General features: G+C 65.9%; 14 protein-coding genes and 2 tRNA genes. 3 read left to right on the plus strand and 13 right to left on the minus strand.

The window, feature by feature from the left end; genetic code table 11:
- Nucleotides 1-218: 218 nt before the first annotated feature.
- On the minus strand, nucleotides 219-761 hold the full coding sequence (gene infC, locus A7X97_RS00155) for a translation initiation factor IF-3 (protein WP_080104334.1): 543 nt from the start codon (nucleotides 759-761) through the stop codon (nucleotides 219-221).
- Between the two features lie 48 nt (nucleotides 762-809).
- Nucleotides 810-2,711, minus strand: a complete 1,902-nt coding sequence (gene thrS / locus A7X97_RS00160; RefSeq protein WP_088496155.1) for a threonine--tRNA ligase — start codon at nucleotides 2,709-2,711, stop codon at nucleotides 810-812.
- Nucleotides 2,712-3,139: 428 nt separating this feature from the next.
- Here thrS and A7X97_RS00165 point away from each other — a divergent pair, with 428 nt between their 5' ends.
- Genes A7X97_RS00165 through A7X97_RS00175 form a run of 3 tightly spaced genes read left to right on the plus strand, consistent with a single transcriptional unit; the run spans nucleotide 3,140 to nucleotide 5,269 of the window.
- Nucleotides 3,140-3,436, plus strand: coding sequence for a hypothetical protein (locus A7X97_RS00165; protein WP_005410439.1), 297 nt, complete (start codon nucleotides 3,140-3,142; stop codon nucleotides 3,434-3,436).
- Nucleotides 3,436-3,699 carry a hypothetical protein gene (locus A7X97_RS00170; RefSeq protein ID WP_061478092.1) on the plus strand — a complete coding sequence of 88 codons (264 nt, stop codon included), beginning with the start codon at nucleotides 3,436-3,438 and terminating at the stop codon, nucleotides 3,697-3,699. Before A7X97_RS00165 ends, A7X97_RS00170 begins: the two co-directional genes overlap by 1 nt.
- Nucleotides 3,700-3,709: 10 nt before the next feature.
- Complete coding sequence (locus A7X97_RS00175) at nucleotides 3,710-5,269, plus strand: PepSY-associated TM helix domain-containing protein (protein ID WP_072169122.1); 1,560 nt, start codon at nucleotides 3,710-3,712, stop codon at nucleotides 5,267-5,269.
- 37 nt (nucleotides 5,270-5,306) lie between these two features.
- On the opposite strand, the gene A7X97_RS00180 is transcribed toward A7X97_RS00175, so the two are convergent.
- From A7X97_RS00180 to nuoN, 11 genes are all read right to left on the minus strand, one after another.
- Nucleotides 5,307-6,497: a glycoside hydrolase family 18 protein gene (locus tag A7X97_RS00180; RefSeq protein WP_088496153.1), complete on the minus strand. Its 1,191-nt coding sequence runs from the start codon at nucleotides 6,495-6,497 to the stop codon at nucleotides 5,307-5,309.
- Nucleotides 6,498-6,783: 286 nt separating this feature from the next.
- Nucleotides 6,784-8,892, minus strand: a complete 2,109-nt coding sequence (pnp, locus tag A7X97_RS00185; RefSeq protein ID WP_005417884.1) for a polyribonucleotide nucleotidyltransferase — start codon at nucleotides 8,890-8,892, stop codon at nucleotides 6,784-6,786.
- Nucleotides 8,893-9,043: 151 nt separating this feature from the next.
- Nucleotides 9,044-9,304: a 30S ribosomal protein S15 gene (gene rpsO, locus A7X97_RS00190; protein WP_005417886.1), complete on the minus strand. Its 261-nt coding sequence runs from the start codon at nucleotides 9,302-9,304 to the stop codon at nucleotides 9,044-9,046.
- Nucleotides 9,305-9,477: 173 nt separating this feature from the next.
- On the minus strand, nucleotides 9,478-10,386 hold the full coding sequence (gene truB / locus A7X97_RS00195) for a tRNA pseudouridine(55) synthase TruB (RefSeq protein WP_072169119.1): 909 nt from the start codon (nucleotides 10,384-10,386) through the stop codon (nucleotides 9,478-9,480).
- A gap of 105 nt (nucleotides 10,387-10,491) precedes the next feature.
- Nucleotides 10,492-10,875, minus strand: a complete 384-nt coding sequence (gene rbfA / locus A7X97_RS00200) for a 30S ribosome-binding factor RbfA (RefSeq protein WP_005410447.1) — start codon at nucleotides 10,873-10,875, stop codon at nucleotides 10,492-10,494.
- 132 nt (nucleotides 10,876-11,007) lie between these two features.
- Complete coding sequence (infB, locus tag A7X97_RS00205; RefSeq protein WP_053499259.1) at nucleotides 11,008-13,656, minus strand: translation initiation factor IF-2; 2,649 nt, start codon at nucleotides 13,654-13,656, stop codon at nucleotides 11,008-11,010.
- A 93-nt stretch (nucleotides 13,657-13,749) separates the two neighbouring features.
- Nucleotides 13,750-15,261 (minus strand): transcription termination factor NusA, encoded by a 1,512-nt coding sequence (gene nusA, locus A7X97_RS00210; RefSeq protein ID WP_005417911.1) that lies wholly within the window; start codon nucleotides 15,259-15,261, stop codon nucleotides 13,750-13,752.
- Between the two features lie 4 nt (nucleotides 15,262-15,265).
- Nucleotides 15,266-15,856 (minus strand): ribosome maturation factor RimP, encoded by a 591-nt coding sequence (rimP, locus tag A7X97_RS00215; RefSeq protein WP_005417913.1) that lies wholly within the window; start codon nucleotides 15,854-15,856, stop codon nucleotides 15,266-15,268.
- 366 nt (nucleotides 15,857-16,222) lie between these two features.
- A tRNA-Met gene (locus A7X97_RS00220) sits at nucleotides 16,223-16,299 on the minus strand.
- 82 nt (nucleotides 16,300-16,381) lie between these two features.
- Nucleotides 16,382-16,458, minus strand: a tRNA-Met gene (locus A7X97_RS00225).
- Between the two features lie 127 nt (nucleotides 16,459-16,585).
- A complete protein-coding gene (gene nuoN, locus A7X97_RS00230; RefSeq protein WP_111007441.1) occupies nucleotides 16,586-18,046 on the minus strand; it encodes an NADH-quinone oxidoreductase subunit NuoN in 1,461 nt (486 codons plus the stop codon).
- Nucleotides 18,047-18,049: the final 3 nt, after the last annotated feature.

The raw sequence follows: 18,049 nt of genomic DNA on the forward strand, positions 1-18,049 counted from the left end.
GCGGCCTGGGCCGCTCTTTCCGTCCTGCCATGATCGGCGTACGACCCGTCCTGGGTGGGTCGAGCCGGGCATGATACAGGCAAAACCGCCCTGCCACCAGCCCCTGCAACCCTTTCGCCGGCACTTCACCGGCCTCCTGCAAAAGCAAAGGGACGCCAGCGGCGCCCCTTTACTCTGAACCATTCAGCCAGGCGCCCCGCAAGGCGGCCCGTCATGCCTCAGGTCTTCTTCTTCGGCGCGATCATCATGACCATCTGACGCCCTTCCAGGCGCGGACGGGATTCGATGACGATGTCCTCGCCCAGATCGGCCTCGATCCGGTTGGCCATTTCACGTCCCAGTTCCTGGTGGCTCATTTCACGGCCACGGAAGCGGATGTTGACCTTGATCTTGTCGCCTTCTTCAAGGAACCCGCGCATCTTGCGCAGCTTGATCTGGTAGTCGCCCTCGTCCGTGACCGGACGGAACTTCACTTCCTTGATCTCGACCTGCTTGGTCTTCTTCTTGGCCTCGCTGGCCTTCTTCTGCGCTTCGAACTTGAACTTGCCGAAGTCCATGATCTTGCAGACCGGCGGATCGGCCTGCGGCTGGATCTCGACCAGGTCCAGGCCTTCATCTTCGGCCATGGACAGCGCTTCGTCGCGCGACAACACGCCGATCATTTCTCCGTCACTGCCGATCACGCGGACGCGCGGCACACGGATTTCCTGATTCTTGCGGTTCTGTTTGTTGTCAGGGGTGCTGATATTACGTTCTCCCAAGGGTATCGAACCGGTCCGGGTGCCTGTGCGCCCGGACCGGACCTTTGCTTACGCGCCCTCGGCGTGGAGCCGCTCGATGAAGGCCTGCAGGCTCATGCTGCCCAGGTCTTCGCCAGAACGCGTACGCACCGCTACAGCCCCATTCTCCTTCTCGCGGTCACCGATGACCAGCAGGTAGGGCACGCGCTGCAACGTATGCTCGCGGATTTTATAGCCGATCTTCTCGTTACGCAAATCCGAGCTGACGCGGAAGCCTTGCTCCGCAAGGGTTTTGGTCACGCCCGCGACGTAGTCGGCCTGGGCATCGGTGATGTTGGCCACCACCACCTGGGTCGGCGCCAGCCAGGCCGGGAACTGGCCGGCATGGTGCTCGATCAGGATGCCCAGGAAGCGCTCCATCGAGCCGACGATGGCGCGATGCAGCATGACCGGGTGCTTCTTCTGGCTGTTCTCGTCCACGTACTCGGCGCCGAGGCGACCCGGCATCATGAAGTCGACCTGCATGGTGCCCAGCTGCCAGGTACGGCCGATCGCGTCCTTCAGGTGGTACTCGATCTTCGGGCCGTAGAAGGCACCCTCGCCCGGCAGCTCCTGCCATTCCACACCACAGGCGGTCAGTGCCGAGCGCAGCGCGCCTTCGGCCTTGTCCCAGGTGGCGTCGTCACCCAGGCGCGATTCCGGACGCAGCGCGATCTTGATCTGGATCTCGTCGAAGCCGAAGTGCCGGTAAACCGCCAGCGCCTGCTGGTGGAAGGCCGTCACTTCCGACTCGATCTGGTCTTCCGTGCAGAACACGTGGCCGTCGTCCTGGGTGAAGCCACGCACGCGCAGGATGCCGTGCAGCGCGCCGGACGGCTCGTTGCGGTGGCAGGAACCGAACTCACCGTAGCGGATCGGCAGGTCGCGGTAGCTGTGCAGGCCCTGGTTGAACACCTGGATGTGGCCCGGGCAGTTCATCGGCTTGACCGCGTACGTGCGCTTCTCCGATTCGGTGAAGAACATGTTGTCCTGGTAGTTGTCCCAGTGGCCGGACTTCTTCCACAGGCTCACGTCCAGGATCTGCGGGCAGCGCACTTCGCCGTAGCCGCTGCTGCGGTAGACCTTGCGCATGTACTGCTCGACCACCTGCCACAGTGCCCAGCCCTTCGGGTGCCAGAACACCAGGCCCGGGGCTTCTTCCTGCAGGTGGAACAGGTCCTGCTGCTTGCCGATGCGGCGGTGGTCGCGCATCTCGGCTTCCTCGATGCGCTTGATGTACGCCTCCAGCTGCTTCTTGTCGGCCCAGGCGGTGCCGTAGATGCGCTGCAGCTGCTCGTTCTGCGCATCGCCGCGCCAGTAGGCGCCGGAGATGCGGGTCAGCTTGAAGGCCTTCAGGAAGCGCGTGTTCGGCACGTGGGGGCCGCGGCACATGTCCACGTATTCCTGGTGGTAGTACATGCCCATCGCCTGGATGTCGTCGGACATGTCTTCGATCAGGCGCAGCTTGTAGTCCTCGCCACGGGCCTTGAAGATCTCGATCACCTCGGCGCGCGGCGTCATCTTCTTGATGACGTCGTAGTCCTGGGCGATCAGTTCACCCATGCGCTTCTCGATCGCGGCCATGTCGTCCGGCGTGAACGGGCGCTCGGAATAGATGTCGTAGTAGAAGCCCTCGGCGATCACCGGGCCGATCACCATCTTCACGTCCGGGTACAGCTGCTTGACGGCGTGGCCGACCAGGTGGGCGCAGGAGTGGCGGATGATCTCCACGCCCTCCTCGTCCTTGGCGGTGATGATGCGCAGGCTGGCATCGTGGTCGATGACGTCGCTGGCATCGACCAGCACGCCATCGACGGAACCGGCGATGGTGGCCTTGGCCAGGCCGGCACCGATCGACTGGGCGACGTCCATGACGCTGACGGGATTTTCGAACTCGCGGCGGCTGCCGTCGGGGAGGGTAATGTTGATCATCGCATTGGCTTCGTGCGGGGCCCGCGGGGCGGGCTGGAAAGCGTTCCCGGGCCGCGGCCCGGGCAATAAAAAAGCGCCGCGAGGGCGCCTGGAACACAGGGCCTTCGGGGGCAGGTCAACAGTGGGCGGTGGTAGTGCTCATGTCGCACGCTCGGCCGGCGCTGGGCGCGGGCCACCTTGTTCCAGTCAGGAGTCTGCGACGATCTTAAACCAGCGCACCGGAAAGCCCAAGGGCTGCCGTACGGTCCGCTGAATGGCCGGCGCTGGCGGCGTGAAAACGCAATGATTACCATGTCCGCGCAGCCCGCCCCGTGCCAGCCTGCCCGCTTCCCCCAGGACCTCGTGATGCGCCACCCGCTCCGACCGGCTCCCGCCGGCCCCGCCCGTGCCCCGCGTTCGCCGGCCCACTGCCGCGGCGCCCGCCTGCAATGATCACCGTCGGCCTTTCCACCCTGGGCTTCTGCAGCCTGGGCATGCTGGCAGCGATGTTTTCGGCACTGGCCTTCTATGCCGCCTCGCCGCACTGCCGTTGGCCGCGCCTGCGCCGCGCCGGTCGCCTCGGCCGCCAGATCGGCCTGGTCGCCGCGGCTGCCGCATTGTGGCTGTGGATGGCCGAACTCGGCTTCGCTGCCGGTCTGGTGGCGATGCTGTGCACCTGGATGCTCGCCGCGATGCTGCTGCCGGCGCTGGCCGCCTGGCATCGCCCGGGCACGGAGTCGCCGTGATGTGGTCGCGCGCCATCGCCGGCATCATCGCTGGCTTCCTGCTTGCGGCCGCCGCGACCGGCCTGCTGGCCTGGCTACCGCCCGGCCCGTGGCAGCGCGCACTGGTGCCGACCCTGATCGCCTTCATCCCGTTATGGATGCTGGCCGCCCTGTGGGCGTTCAGCTTCCGCAGCGCACTGCGCGCCTGGCTGGTTCTGGGTGGCAGCGCCGCGGCCGGCTTCGCCGTGCTCGGGCTGCTGCGCCTGGCCGGCGCGGTGCAATGAGAGCTCCCCCATGAAGTTCAGTTCGCAGACGCTGCGCACATTCACCACCCTGCACACCTGGGTCGGCCTGGTCGCCGGCTTCGGCCTTTTCGTGGCCTTCTATGCGGGTGCGCTGACCCTGTTCCATCACGACCTGCCGCTGTGGCAGACCCCGGGCGCCGCCACCGCCTTGCCGGCGGGCCTGGACGATGCGCAGTACCTGCTGGAAGATGTACTGGCGACACACCCGGAGGCCCGCCGCCACGTTGGCATGACCTTCCCCGGTACCGAACACCCGCAACCCCTGGCGTACTGGCAGGCCGATGACGGCAGCTGGCGCTACGCCTGGCCGGGCCAGATCGCCGGCAGCCCCGCGCCGCCGCAGACCGGACTGGCCGAACTGGTCAACGAACTGCACTACAGCCTCGGCCTGCCGGTGGCCGGCATCTATGTGATGGGCATCGTCAGCCTGCTGTATGGCATGGCGCTGCTGAGCGGCCTGGTGATCCACCTGCCTAGGCTGTTCGGCGACCTGTTCGCGCTGCGCCCGGGTCGCAACCTGAAGCAGCTGTGGCAGGACGCGCACAACGTGATCGGCGTGCTCAGCCTGCCCTTCCACCTGATGTTCGCGGTCACGGGCGCCCTGCTGTGCCTGGTGTTCGTGCAGATGGCCCTGCTCAATCCGCTGATCTACGATGGCAAGGCGCTGCAGGCGGTACCGACCGCGATGGACACTGCGCCGGTGCGCGATGCCAGCGGGATTCCGGCGCCACCGGGCAGCCTGCGCGTGCTGCATGCGCGCGCACTTGAAGTGGCCCGCGCGCAGGGCGTGGCCAACTTCGAGCCGGCCTACCTGAAGCTGGCCAATGGCGGCGATGCCAACGCCACGATCGAGATCACCGGCGAGGCCAGTGGCACCCTCGGTCCGCTTGGTGCCGTGGCATTGGACGTGGCCAGCGGCGACCTGCTGGCCTCCCAGCTGCCGGGCCAGCGCGACGCCAACCACGCCACGCTCAGCGCCGTCTACGCGCTGCACTTCGGTGAGTTCGGCAACGGCGTGGTGGTCTGGCTGTACTTCCTGCTCGGCCTCGGCGGTGCGTTCCTGTTCTACTCCGGCAACCTGTTGTGGATCGAGTCGCGGCGCAAGCGTCGCCAGCCGCAACAGCCACGTGCCGGTGTGAACATGGCGCGGGCCACGGTCGGCGTGTGCATCGGCCTGTGCGTGGCGATCTCGATCGCGTTCGTCACCGCACTGGTGCTGGAGCGGCTGGCACCGTCGGCGGTCGACCACGGCATCCGCTGGGCCTGCTTCGGCAGCTGGGCAGCCTGTGCGCTGTGGGCTGCACTGCGCCGCCCCGCGCAGGCCGCGCGCGAACTGCTGTGGGCCGCAGCGATCAGCACTGCACTGGTGCCGGTCCTGCACGGTGCACTCAATGGTGACTGGCTGTGGCGCGCCGCCGCGCGTGGCCAGTGGCCGCTGTTCTGGATCGATGCCATCGCGCTGGCCATGGCCTTCGGCTTCGCCCGCCTGGCCGTCGCCAGCCAGCGCCGCGCCCGCAACGGCGATCCGAACAGCGTCTGGGCGAACTGAAGCGTCGCCGGGCATGAGCCCGGCGCCAGCACGCGACTCAATCGCCGATGCGCGCCTTCTGCCACGGGCCGAGCATGGCGTTGAGCAGGCTGGCCTGCTCGTCGTCGCCGGTCAGCTCCCACATGAACACCCCGGCCAGGCCCTGCTCGCGGGCGAACTGCGCACGCAGCCCGATCGAGCGCGGGTCTTCATAGCTGATGAAGACCTTCTGTTCGGCGTTGTACAGCCACGGGCTCTGCGCCTGCGGCTGCCAGTGCCTGGTCCAGCCCGGGTGGTCGAGATAGCGCGCCTTGATCACCCGCCAGTCGCCGGCGTCGGCCGGTGCGCTGTAAGGCTGATACAGGCCATCCGGTGCAACGCCGGTGACCTTGAAGCCGCGCCCGTAGAACGGCACGCCCAGCACCAGCTTGTCGGCCGGTACACCGTGCTCGCGGTAGTACTGCACCGCGCCGGCCACGTTGTTCCAGCGGCGCAGCTCCGGCGCCAGCGGATCGGCCGGCACTTCATGCAAGGGCGCATTGAAGGTCGACACCGACGAGAAGCCGGTGCCCATGTCGTAGCTCATCAGGTTGATGAAATCGAACACCCTGGCCAGCGCCGGCAGGTCGTAGCTCGCCGCCGGATCATAGGGGCCATCGGTCTGCAGGCGACCGGCGGCCAACGCGGCGGTCAGCAGCATCGGCTGGCCAACCTTGCGACCGCGCGCATCGAGTGCCTGGCGGAAGGCCTGCGCAAGCCGGGTCAGGTTGGCGCGATCCTGCGGGCGGTGTGCCAGCTCCTCCGGCCCACCACTGACCGGGAATTCCCAGTCGATGTCCACACCATCGAAGCTGCCTGCATGGCGCTCGAAGAACAGCGCCATGCATGAGTCGACCAGGCGCTTGCGGCTGGTTTCGGTCAGTGCCGCATCGGAGAAGCCGCCTGCGCCCCAGCCGCCAATGGAAATCAGCGTGCGCAGGTGCGGGTGCGCCTTCTTGAGTTCGGCCAGTGCGGCGAAATTCTTCGGCGCTTCCGCACCGACCGTGCAGCGGCCGTCCTCGATGGTGGAGAACGCGTAGAACAGGTGGGTCAGGCGCTCGGCCGGAATGCTCGACACCGGATAGCGCTCGGCCGATCCACCAGGGTAATAGGCGCCGAAGATCGGCTGCTGTGCGGGCGCTGCGTGCGCGGCAATGGGCAAGGCTCCGGCAATCAGCACGGCAAGGACGGCCACGGTCTGGCGGAACATGGGATCTCCCGGTTCAAAGGCGCCGCCACGTTAGCAAACCGATAGGGCTGCGGTACGGATGTCGCGGCATGTCGTCCCATGGACAGGCGCGATCCGTGCAACGGTGACAGAACGATGGCTGCGTGGCGGCGATCATGCACTGCAGCAGGACATGCAGCGACCTGGATGAGCGTCTCTTCACAACATCGAGGCAAAGAAAAAGCGGGCCGAAGCCCGCTTTTTCATTTCAGCCATTCCAGAAGCGTGTCAACCAGGGTTGACACCTACCGTAATGACCGGAGGTCGATTATTCGGCGCTGGCGCCTTCGCCTTCTTCGACGGCCTTCATCGACAGGCGGATACGGCCCTGCTTGTCGACTTCCAGCACCTTGACCTTGACCACATCGCCTTCCTTCAGCTTGTCGCCGACCTTCTCGACGCGCTCGCTGGAGATCTGCGACACGTGGACCAGGCCGTCCTTGCCCGGCAGGATGGTGACGAACGCACCGAAGTCCATGATCTTGGCGACCTTGCCTTCGTAGATGCGGCCCGGCTCGACGTCCGAGGTGATCTGCTCGATGCGGGCCTTGGCAGCCTGGGCAGCGATGGCGTTGACCGACGCGATGACGATGGTGCCGTCGTCCTGGATGTCGATCTGGGTGCCGGTTTCCTTGGTGATGGCCTGGATGGTCGAGCCACCCTTGCCGATCACTTCGCGGATCTTGTCCGGGTGGATCTTGATGGTCAGCAGGCGCGGCGCGTAGTCCGACAGCTCCTCACGCGGAGCGGTCAGGCCGTGGGCCATTTCACCCAGGATGTGCAGACGGCCAGCCTTGGCCTGCTGCAGGGCCTGCTTCATGATCTCTTCGGTGATGCCTTCGATCTTGATGTCCATCTGCAGGGCGGAGATGCCCTCAGCGGTACCGGCCACCTTGAAGTCCATGTCGCCCAGATGATCTTCGTCACCCAGGATGTCGGACAGGACCACGAAACGGTCGCCTTCCTTGACCAGGCCCATGGCAATACCGGCCACCGGTGCCTTCACCGGCACGCCGGCGTCCATCAGGGCCAGCGACGAGCCGCAGACCGAGGCCATCGACGAAGAACCGTTCGACTCGGTGATTTCCGAGACGACGCGGATGGTGTACGGGAAGGCTTCCAGCGACGGCATGACAGCCAGCACGCCGCGCTTGGCCAGACGACCGTGGCCGATTTCGCGGCGCTTCGGGCCCATCATGCGGCCGCACTCACCCACCGAGAACGGAGGGAAGTTGTAGTGGAACAGGAAGTTTTCCTTGTACTCACCGGCAACGGCGTCGATGACCTGGCCGTCACGGGCGGTGCCCAGCGTGATGGTCACGATGGCCTGGGTTTCGCCACGGGTGAACAGCGAGGAACCGTGGGTACGCGGCAGCACGCCGGTCTTCACGGTGATCGGGCGGACGGTGTCCAGCGCACGGCCGTCGATGCGGACCTTGGTGTCCAGCACCGAGTCACGCATGGTGCGGTATTCCAGTTCGCCGAATTCCTTCGACAGCTCGGCAGGGTTCCAGCCTTCGGCGGCCACACGGCCGGCCAGGGCTTCGAACACGTCCTTCTTGATCGCCGAGATGGCGTCACGGCGCTGCAGCTTGTCACGCACCTGGAAGGCTTCGCCCAGGCGCGGGCCGATGGCTTCCTTCAGGGCGGAGATCAGCGCGTCGTTCTTGGCCGGGGCTTCCCAGGTCGACGGCTTGGTGCCAGCTTCGACGGTCAGCTCGTTGATCGCGTTGATGACCTTCTGCATTTCGCGGTGACCGAAGGTCACGGCGCCCAGCATCACTTCTTCGGACAGCAGCGCGGCTTCGGATTCGACCATCAGCACGGCGTTGGAGGTACCGGCGACAACCAGTTCCAGCTGCGAGTCAGCCAGTTCGCTGACGGTCGGGTTCAGGATGTACTCGCCGTTCTTGTAGCCGACCTTGGCAGCGCCGATCGGGCCCATGAACGGGGTGCCGGCCAGGGCCAGCGCAGCCGAGGCGCCGATCAGGGCCGGGATGTCGCCGTCCACGTCCGGGTTCAGCGACATGACCGTGGCGATGATCTGCACTTCGTTCTTGTAGTCTTCCGGGAACAGCGGACGGATCGGACGGTCGATCAGACGCGAGATCAGCGTTTCCTTCTCGGTTGCACGGCCTTCACGCTTGAAGAAACCACCCGGGATGCGGCCGCCGGCGTAGAACTTTTCCTGATAATCGACGGTCAGCGGGAAGAAGTCCTGGCCTTCGCGCGCGCTCTTGGCGGCGACGGCGGTGACCAGCAGTACGGTGTCGTCCATCTTGACGATGACCGCGCCGCTGGCCTGGCGGGCGACTTCGCCGGTCTCAAGCGTGACGGTGTGCTTGCCGTACTGGAAGGTTTTGGTGATTTTTGCCACGGAGGGTGTCCTTGGGGATGCTGTCTGCGAATTTGGACCGTCGGCGACCCTTGCCGCCAGCGGGTGGCCGGATCGTTCCGGCCTGAATCGGGGATTGCGGTGCTACAAAACAAAACCGCGGCGCATCGCTGCGCCGCGGGGGATTCGTTGCTTAGCGACGCAGGCCAAGCTTTTCGATCAGGGCCTTGTAACGCTCGACGTCCTTCTTCTTCAGGTAGTCGAGCAGGCTGCGACGGCGGTTGACCATCTGCAGCAGGCCGCGGCGGCTGTGGTGATCCTTCTTGTGGGTCTTGAAGTGGCCGGTCAGCAGTTCGATGCGGGCGGTCAGCAGGGCAACCTGGACTTCCGGGGAGCCGGTGTCAGCGGCGCTGCGCTTGTTGTCTTCAATGACCTTCTGGGTGTCGATCGACATTTCTTTTTTCTCTGTGATGCGTGGCCGGCAGGAACGCGCTTCGCGCACCGCCAGGCTCGCCGTGGACTACGAGGATGAAACCTGCGCGAGGCAGGTTGCCGGAAAACGGCCGCGAAATTGTAACGGCCAGGGGCTTCCGGGACAAGGACCGGGGCTGAACCACCCTGCCCCGGTCAGAGGTTGAAACGGCGCTGCGGGGCCAGCAGGCCACTGTCGTCGACCTGGCCCAGGCCCTGGACAGCATCGTCCGGACCGAACACGGCCACCAGGCCATGCGGCCAGGACATGTCACGCTGGCGCTGGCCGACGCAGAAACGGTGAGCCTGGGCGGCGTCGAGGTCGACCCGCGGATACTCGGCCAGGCCAGCCGCCAGCGGCAGCAGCAGCGCGTCCATGCCCGCCTCGTCGCCGGCCTCAGCCATCACCCGCAGCTGGTCCAGGGTGACCATCACCGGTTCACGGAACGGCTCGACCCACAGCCGGCGCAGCGCACTGATATGGGCGCCACAGCCCAGGCGTTCGCCGAGGTCGCGTGCCAGGCTGCGGATGTAGGTGCCGGAGCCACAGGTCACGCGCAGCCGCAGCCGTTCCGGCTGCTGCTCGAGTACCTCGATGGCGTGCACCTGGACCTCGCGCTCCGGGGCCTCGATGGCCTCGCCGCGGCGGGCCTTCACATACAACGGTTCACCGCCCTGCTTCAGCGCCGAATAGATCGGAGCCCGCTGGCGGATGTTCCCCGTCAGTGGCGCCAGCGCAGCCTGCAGGGCCTCGGCGCTGATCGCCGGCACCGGGCGCTGCAGCAGTACCTGGCCCTCGGCATCATCGGTATCCGTGGTCTGGCCGAGCACGATCTCGGCATCGTACGCCTTGGCCGAACCCAGCAGCAGGCCGGCGATCTTGGTTGCCTCGCCGAAGCATAGCGGCAGCAGGCCGGTGGCCAACGGGTCGAGGCTGCCGGTGTGGCCGCCCTTCTGGGCACGGAACAGGCGGCGCGCCACCTGCAGGGCGGCGTTGGAGCTCATGCCGGTCGACTTGTCGAGCAGCAGGATGCCATCCAGGCGGCGGAACTGAATTCGGGTCATGACAGGATGTTGTAGAGCCGAGCCATGCTCGGCTGCAGCGGCGCGGCCCGCACAGGCATCGCGTTGCCGGAATGGAAAGACGCCGGGCATGGGCCCGGCGCTAGCTTATTCTTCGTCGCTCTCGCGACGCTTCTCCGCGGCCAGCGTATCGGGCAGGTCGCGCAGGATGTTGTCGATGTGCTCACCACGGTCGACCGAATCGTCGTAGTGGAAATGCAGCTCCGGCACGTGGCGCAGCTTCATCGCGCGGGCCAGATCCATGCGCAGGCGGTAACCCAGCTCCTTCAGGCCGGCCACGGCTTCAGCCGAGCGTTCCGGCATCAGCGCGGTGACGAACACCTTGGCATGGGCCATGTCGCGGGTGATTTCCACGTCGGACACGCTCACCGAGGGCAACCCGTGCTCGCGCACGGCGTTGTGCACCAGGGTGCCGAGCTCACGGCGCAGCTGGGCGGAGACACGGTCGGTTCGATGGAAAGTCTTGGGCACGAGGAGCTCTTGGTTCAGTTGTCGCCCGACCAACGGTCGGGCACTACCTTTGATTCGATTGTCGCCCGACCAACGGCCGGGCGCTACAGGTACATGGTAGGGCCCGACCGTTGGTCGGGCCACCTTGCAGCATTACAGGGTGCGCGGCACTTCGATACGCTCGAAGCACTCGATCTGGTCGCCTGGCTTGACGTCGTTGTAGGCCTTCACCGCGATACCGCATTCGGTACCGTTGCGGACTTCCTCGACGTTCTCCTTGAAGCGACGCAGCGATTCCAGCTCGCCCTCGAAGATCACCACGCTGTCGCGCAGCACGCGGATCGGCTTGTTGCGCTTGACCACGCCCTCGATGACCATCGAGCCGGCAACGGCGCCCAGCTTGGAGCTGCGGAAGACGTCGCGGACCTCGGCGATACCGATGATCTCTTCGCGGATCTCCACGCCCAGCAGACCGGATGCCACCTGCTTCACCTGATCGATCACGTCATAGATGATCGAGAAGTAACGCAGGTCGACGCCGTTGGATTCGATGATGCGACGGGCCGAAGCATCCGCACGCACGTTGAAGCCGATGACGGTGGCCTTCGAAGCAGCCGCCGAGTTGGCGTCCGATTCGGTGATGCCGCCGACGCCGGAGTGGATCACGTTGATGCGGATGTCTTCGTTGGACAGCGCGACCAGTGCCTGGCTCAGGGCCTGCACCGAACCCTGCACGTCGGCCTTGATGACCAGGTTGAGGACCTGCTGGCCCTCGCCCTTGCCCAGGGTCGCCATGATGTCTTCCATGCGGCTGCCAGCGGTGGCGACCAGGCGCGACTCACGACGCTTGGTCTCACGCTGCTGCGCAACATCCTTGGCCAGGCGCTCGTCCTCGACCACCACGAAGTCGTCTCCGGCTTCCGGCACACCGGACAGGCCCAGGACCTGCACCGGGATCGACGGGCCGGCGAACTCCGGCTGCTTGCCGGTTTCGTCGAACAGCGCACGCACGCGGCCGTACTGGATACCGCACACCAGGTAGTCGCCCTTCTTCAGGCGGCCCTGCTGCACCAGCACCGTAGCGACCGGGCCGCGGCCCTTGTCCAGCGACGATTCGATCACCACGCCCGAGGCGCGGCCTTCGTCGACGGCCTTCAGTTCCAGCAGTTCGGCCTGCACCGACACCGCGTCCAGCAGGTCGTCGATGCCCAGGCCGGTCTTGGCCGAGATCTCCACCATCTGGATGTCACCACCGAACTCTTCGGCCACGACCTGCTCGGAGAGCAGCTCGTTCTTGACCCGCATCGGATCGGCACCGGACTTGTCGATCTTGTTGATCGCCACGATCAGCGGCACACCCGCCGAACGGGCGTGCTGGATCGCTTCCTTGGTCTGCGGCATGACGCCGTCGTCGGCAGCAACCACCAGCACCACGATGTCGGTCAGCTTGGCGCCGCGGGCACGCATCGAGGTGAACGCGGCGTGGCCCGGGGTATCCAGGAAGCTGATGACGCCCTTGGGCGTTTCGACGTGATAGGCACCGATATGCTGGGTGATGCCGCCGGCTTCGCCGTGGGCAACCTTGGTGCGGCGGATGTAGTCCAGCAGCGAGGTCTTGCCGTGGTCGACGTGCCCCATGATGGTGACCACCGGCGGGCGCTGCACGGCTTCGCCCTGGTTTTCACCGGTCGAAGCCAGCAGCGCGTCTTCGGCATCGTTGTCGTTGGCACGGATCGCCTTGTGGCCGAGTTCTTCGGTCACCAGCGCAGCGGTGTCGTGGTCGATGGACTGGGTGATGGTCGCCATCACGCCCATCTTGAACAGCGCCTTCACCACCTCGCCGCCCTTCAGCGCGAGCTTCTGCGCCAGGTCGGCCACGGTGATGGTCTCGCCGATCGCGACTTCACGCACGACCGGGGCGGTCGGGCGTTCGAACGCGTGCGGGCCGGCATTGTTGCCACCACGCGACATGTCGCGACGGCCACCGGACTGGTTGCGGCCACCCGGACGTCCACGCGAATTGCTGTTGTTGCTGTTGCCGCGACGCGCACGATCGGCGGCCGACAGGTGCATCTGGCCGGCGAAGCGGTCGCCCGGGCCACGCTCGTTGCGCGGCGCGCTGCGGTTGTTGCGCTCGTCGTTGCGCGGCGGCGGCGGCGGAGCACCACGCGGCGCAGCCGGGGCGGCGGCCGGGGCGCGCGGCGGGCGCGGCGCGGTTTCGTCGATCGGAGCACGCTTGGGCTTGCTGGCGGCCAGTGCCTCGGCCGCCTTGGCCGCAGCCGCAGCTTCCTCGGCAGCCTTCTTCTCGGCTTCGGCGCGTTCCTTGGCGGCGGCCTCTTCCTCACGGGCACGGACGATGGCCTCGTCGCGCAGACGATCCTTCTCGGCCAGGGCCTGCTGTTCGGCGAGGTTGCGCGCACGCGACTCTTCCAGCTTGCGCAGGATGTCGGCGCGCTCTTCGTCCGGCGTCATGGCGCGAGCACCATCCTTGACGTAGGTACGCTTCTGGCGCACCTCGACATTCACGGTCGTCTTGCTGCGACCGGAATTGACCGTCACTTCCTGCTGCTTCCGGCGGTTGAGCGTGATCTTCTTCGCAGACTGATCGGTCTCTTCCGGGGCCTGCTCGGGCTTGCCGTGCGAACGACGAAGGAAGCCCAGGAGCTTTACCTTCTCGGAGCTGGTCACGACCTGGTCGGGACCGCTGAACTTCATGCCGGCACCGGCCAGCTGTTCCAGCAGTTTTTCGACCGGCGTGTTGACCAGTTCGGCAAGCTTGCGGATGGTGGTTTGCTGCGACATTCGGATCCTATGATCTTGTGGGCGCCCCCCCCGCATCTGGAGGTGGCGCGGATTCTACGCCCTGAGCGGCTCAGGGCCCTGTTCATTGCCGGCTCATTCGCCGCGTTCCAGTCGGGCGATCTCCTCGGCACGGGCGGCCAGGATCAGCGCAGCGGCGCGCGCCTGATCCAGTCCTTCGATGCCGAAGTCCATGACCTCGTCGGCGGCCAGGTCGGACAGGTCCTCGCTGGTACGCACGCCGTGGCCGGCCAGCGCATATGCGGTGGCTTCGTCCATGCCCTTCAGGGACAGCAGGTCCTGCGCCGGCTGGCCGTCTTCAAGGCCTTCCTCGACTGCCAGGGCCTCATTGAGCAGCGCATCGCGGGCACGAGCGCGCAGCTCTTCGACGATGTCCTCGTCGAAACCTTCCACGGCCAGCAGTTCGCCGACCGGGACATATGCGATTTCCTCGACGGTGCCAAAGCCTTCGCTGACCAGGATGCCGGCGATTTCCTCGTCCACTTCCAGCTTGTCCATGAACAGCTGGCGGGCGGCAGCCTGCTCGGCCTCCGACTTGGCAGTGACCTGGTCCTGGGTCATCACGTTGAGCTGCCAGCCGGTCAGGCGGCTGGCCAGGCGCACGTTCTGGCCGCCCTTGCCGATCGCCTGGGCCAGGCGGTCTTCGGCAACGGCCAGGTCCATCGAGTGCTTGTCCTCATCGACGATGATCGACTGCACTTCGGCCGGCGCCATCGCGTTGATGACGAAGTTGGCCGGGTTGTCGTTCCACAGCACGATGTCCACGCGCTCGCCATTGAGCTCGTTGGACACGGCCTGCACGCGCGAACCGCGCATGCCGATGCAGGCACCGATCGGATCGGTGCGCTGGTCGTGGGCCAGCACGGCGATCTTGGCGCGGTCGCCCGGATCGCGGGCGCAGGCCTTGATTTCGACCAGGCCCTGGCCGACTTCCGGCACTTCCAGCTTGAACAGCTCGATCATGAACTCCGGCGCGGCGCGGCTGATGAACAGCTGCGGGCCACGCGGCTCCGAGCGCACTTCGGCCAGGTAGCCGCGCACGCGGTCGCCGGCACGCAGCACGTCGCGCGGAATGCCCTTGTCCTTCGGAATGAAGCCTTCGGCATTGCCACCGAGGTCGACGTAGATGTTGCCGCGCTCGGCGCGCTTGACCACACCGGTGATCAGCTCACCCACGCGATCCTTCCATGCATCCACGACCTGCTGGCGCTCGGCTTCGCGCACGCGCTGGACGATGACCTGCTTGGCGGCCTGGGCAGCGATGCGGCCGAAGTCCGGGTTCTCGATCTGCTCTTCGATGTAGTCGCCGACCTCGACGCCTTCGGCCTCGTCGACGGCGTCCATCAGGCGGATCTGGCGATCCGGGGATTCCATGACCACGTCATCAGCCACCACTTCCCAGCGGCGGAAGGTTTCGTAGCTGCCATCCTTGTGGTCGATGACCACGCGGGTCAGCACTTCCTCCTCGGGATAGCGCTTCTTCGCTGCCGAGGCCAGGGCGGCCTCGATGGCATCGAAGATCACTTCACGCGGCACGCCCTTCTCGTTGGCGACTGCGTCGACTACCAGCAACAGTTCCTTGCTCATTGGCTCACTCCGCGCGCGGCTTCTTTGCCGCCGGCTCGTTGGAAGAAGAATTCGTGTTCGGCTTCGGACGCTTCGGTGCCGGACCGGTCGGCTTGCTCGGGGCCAGCCCCAGCGCCACCCAGTCGGGCATGATCCGTGCCTTGTCGATGTTGTCGGCCGACACGACCACTTCAGCCTTGTCGACGATGAAGGTGATGGTGCCCGCGGCCTCGTCGATCGCTTCGATGCGGCCCTGCAGGCGACGACGGTTGTCCTGCGGCAGCTTCAGCGTCACCTTGGCCGATTCACCCTGGTGGCGGCCGAACTGCTCCAGGTTGAACAGCGGGCGGTCCACGCCCGGCGAGGACACTTCCAGCGTGTAATTGCCGCTGATCGGGTCTTCGACGTCCAGCTGCGCCGAGACTTCGCGGCTGACCCGCTCGCAGTCGTCGACATTGATGATGCGCTCGGGCTGTTCAGCCAGCGGCACGTCGATGTAAAGGCGCAGGGTCGCACCGCCGGGGGCCGGCAGATACTCAACGCCCAGCAGCTCCAGGCCCAGCGACACAACGGTCGGGGCGAGCAGATTCGCGATGTCGGTTGCCTTGTCGCTCACAGCCTGCCTTGATCTCTATGGTTGGGTGCCGGCCTTGGCCGGCGTGGAAACATGACGCCCCGGAAACGACAAAGGGCCCGTTGGGCCCCTTTTCCGGAAAGACTCCGGTGACTGGATTCCGGTTGCAACCTGCATTGCCTGCCGGTCGCGGCCCTCCTTCCGGGTCCGGACTCCCGCTGGGAGGCCGCCTTCAGGGGTACTGCTAGGCCGCTGATGATAGCGGCTGCACCGCGCTGGTGCAAGGTGCGGGGCCGGGTCAGATCCCTTTTCCATACCGGAAGTCGAGCATGGCTCGACTCTGCAAGAACGGAACCCGCCCAAAGAAAAACGCCCTCGAAGCGGGACTTCGAAGGCGATCTCCTTACTTGGTAGCGGGGGCAGGATTTGAACCTGCGACCTTCGGGTTATGAGCCCGACGAGCTGCCAGACTGCTCCACCCCGCATCAGAAGCGGAATTATGAGCGATGGCTCCAAAAACTGCAAGCTTTCCCTCATTCATCAAATCGGTTGGCGCCGATCCGAAGTTGGTAGCGGGGGCAGGATTTGAACCTGCGACCTTCGGGTTATGAGCCCGACGAGCTGCCAGACTGCTCCACCCCGCACCGGAAGTGCTTGAACTGCTGCCCTGCTCTTTCGAGGAGGGCTACCGCAACGATGTTCTGGCTGAACCGCTGCAGTGACAACTCAGGCTGCGCATATTACACGAATCGCGCAGCTTTGTGTCAACTTTTATGCAAGATGCGCAAATGCCTGCTGGCACCAGACCATGATCGGGTTCCAGGCCAGGCCCAGGGCCAGCAGCGCCAGGGCATTGACGCCCAGCACCACACCCAGCACGCGGTCGTTGTTGCGCGGCATGGCCCCGCCCACCGGCTCATCGAAGTACATGACCTTGATGACGCGCAGGTAGTAGAAGCAGCCGACCACGGCGCACAGCACGCCCAGGATGGCCAGCCACAGCAGGCCGCCGTTGACGGCCGCGCCCAGCACCGCCAGCTTGGTCCAGAAGCCCAGGAACGGCGGGATGCCGGCCAGCGACGCCATGATGCACAGCACCAGGCCTGCCATCCACGGGTTGCGGGCATTGAGGCCCTTGAAGTCCTCGATGTTCTCGGCTTCAAAGCCGGCACGCGACAGCGCGATGATCGCGCCGAAGGCGGCGGTCGACATGATGGCGTAGGCCAGTGCGTAGAACAGCGCAGCGGCATAGCCCTGTGCGCCACCACCGGCGATGCCCATCAGCAGGAAGCCGATGTGCGAAACGGTGGAGAACGCCAGCATGCGCTTGAGATTGCTCTGCGCGATGGCCATCAGGTTGCCGATGACCAACGAGACTGCGGCCAGGCCGGCGATCAGCAGCTGCAGTTCCGTCGACAGCGGGCCCACGCCCATTTCCAGCAGGCGGTAGGCCATGCCGAAGGCGGCCAGCTTCGGCGCCGAGCTGATGAACAGCGCGATCGGTGCCGGGGCACCCTGGTACACGTCCGGCAGCCACATGTGGAACGGTGCCGCACCCAGCTTGAAGGCGACGCCGGCGATCATGAACACCGCACCGGTGATCAGCAGCACGCGCTCTTCCGAGTGCGGGATGGCGTCACGGATGACGTCCAGGTGCAGGCTGCCGGTAGCACCGTAGATCAGCGACATGCCGTACAGCAGCAGGCCAGAGGCCAGCGAGCCGAGCACGATGTACTTCATCGCCGCTTCCGAGGCCAGGCCGTTTTCGCGGTTGCTGGCGACCAGGGCGTAGGAGCACAGCGCCAGCAGTTCCAGGCCCAGGTAGACCATCAGCAGGCTGCCGGCCGACACCAGGATCATCATGCCGGCGGTGCCGAACAGGATCAGCACCGGGATCTCGCCCTGGAACAGGTTGCGGTCACGCAGATAACGCCAGCCATAGACCAGGGTCAGGCCGCTGAGCAGCACGATCCCGGTCTTCATCACGTCCGCGGCGGTATCGCGCACGAACATGCCATGGAAGACCTCGCCCTGCCCGCCCACGCCGGTGGCCAGCATGAACAGCACCACGGCCAGCGCAGCGAGCGAGAACAGGTGGGTGACGATCTTGTTCCGGTTGCTGACGAACAGGTCGAGGATCATCAGGGCGAAGGCGCTGCCGATCAGCACCAGCTCGGGAGCGAGCGGTGGCAGGTCAGCGGCGGTCAATGGCAGCAGCGGCGAGGTGGTCATCAT

The sequence above is a fragment of the Stenotrophomonas sepilia genome (genome assembly GCF_003244875.1).
In the GTDB taxonomy this organism is placed as follows: Bacteria; Pseudomonadota; Gammaproteobacteria; order Xanthomonadales; family Xanthomonadaceae; genus Stenotrophomonas; species Stenotrophomonas sepilia.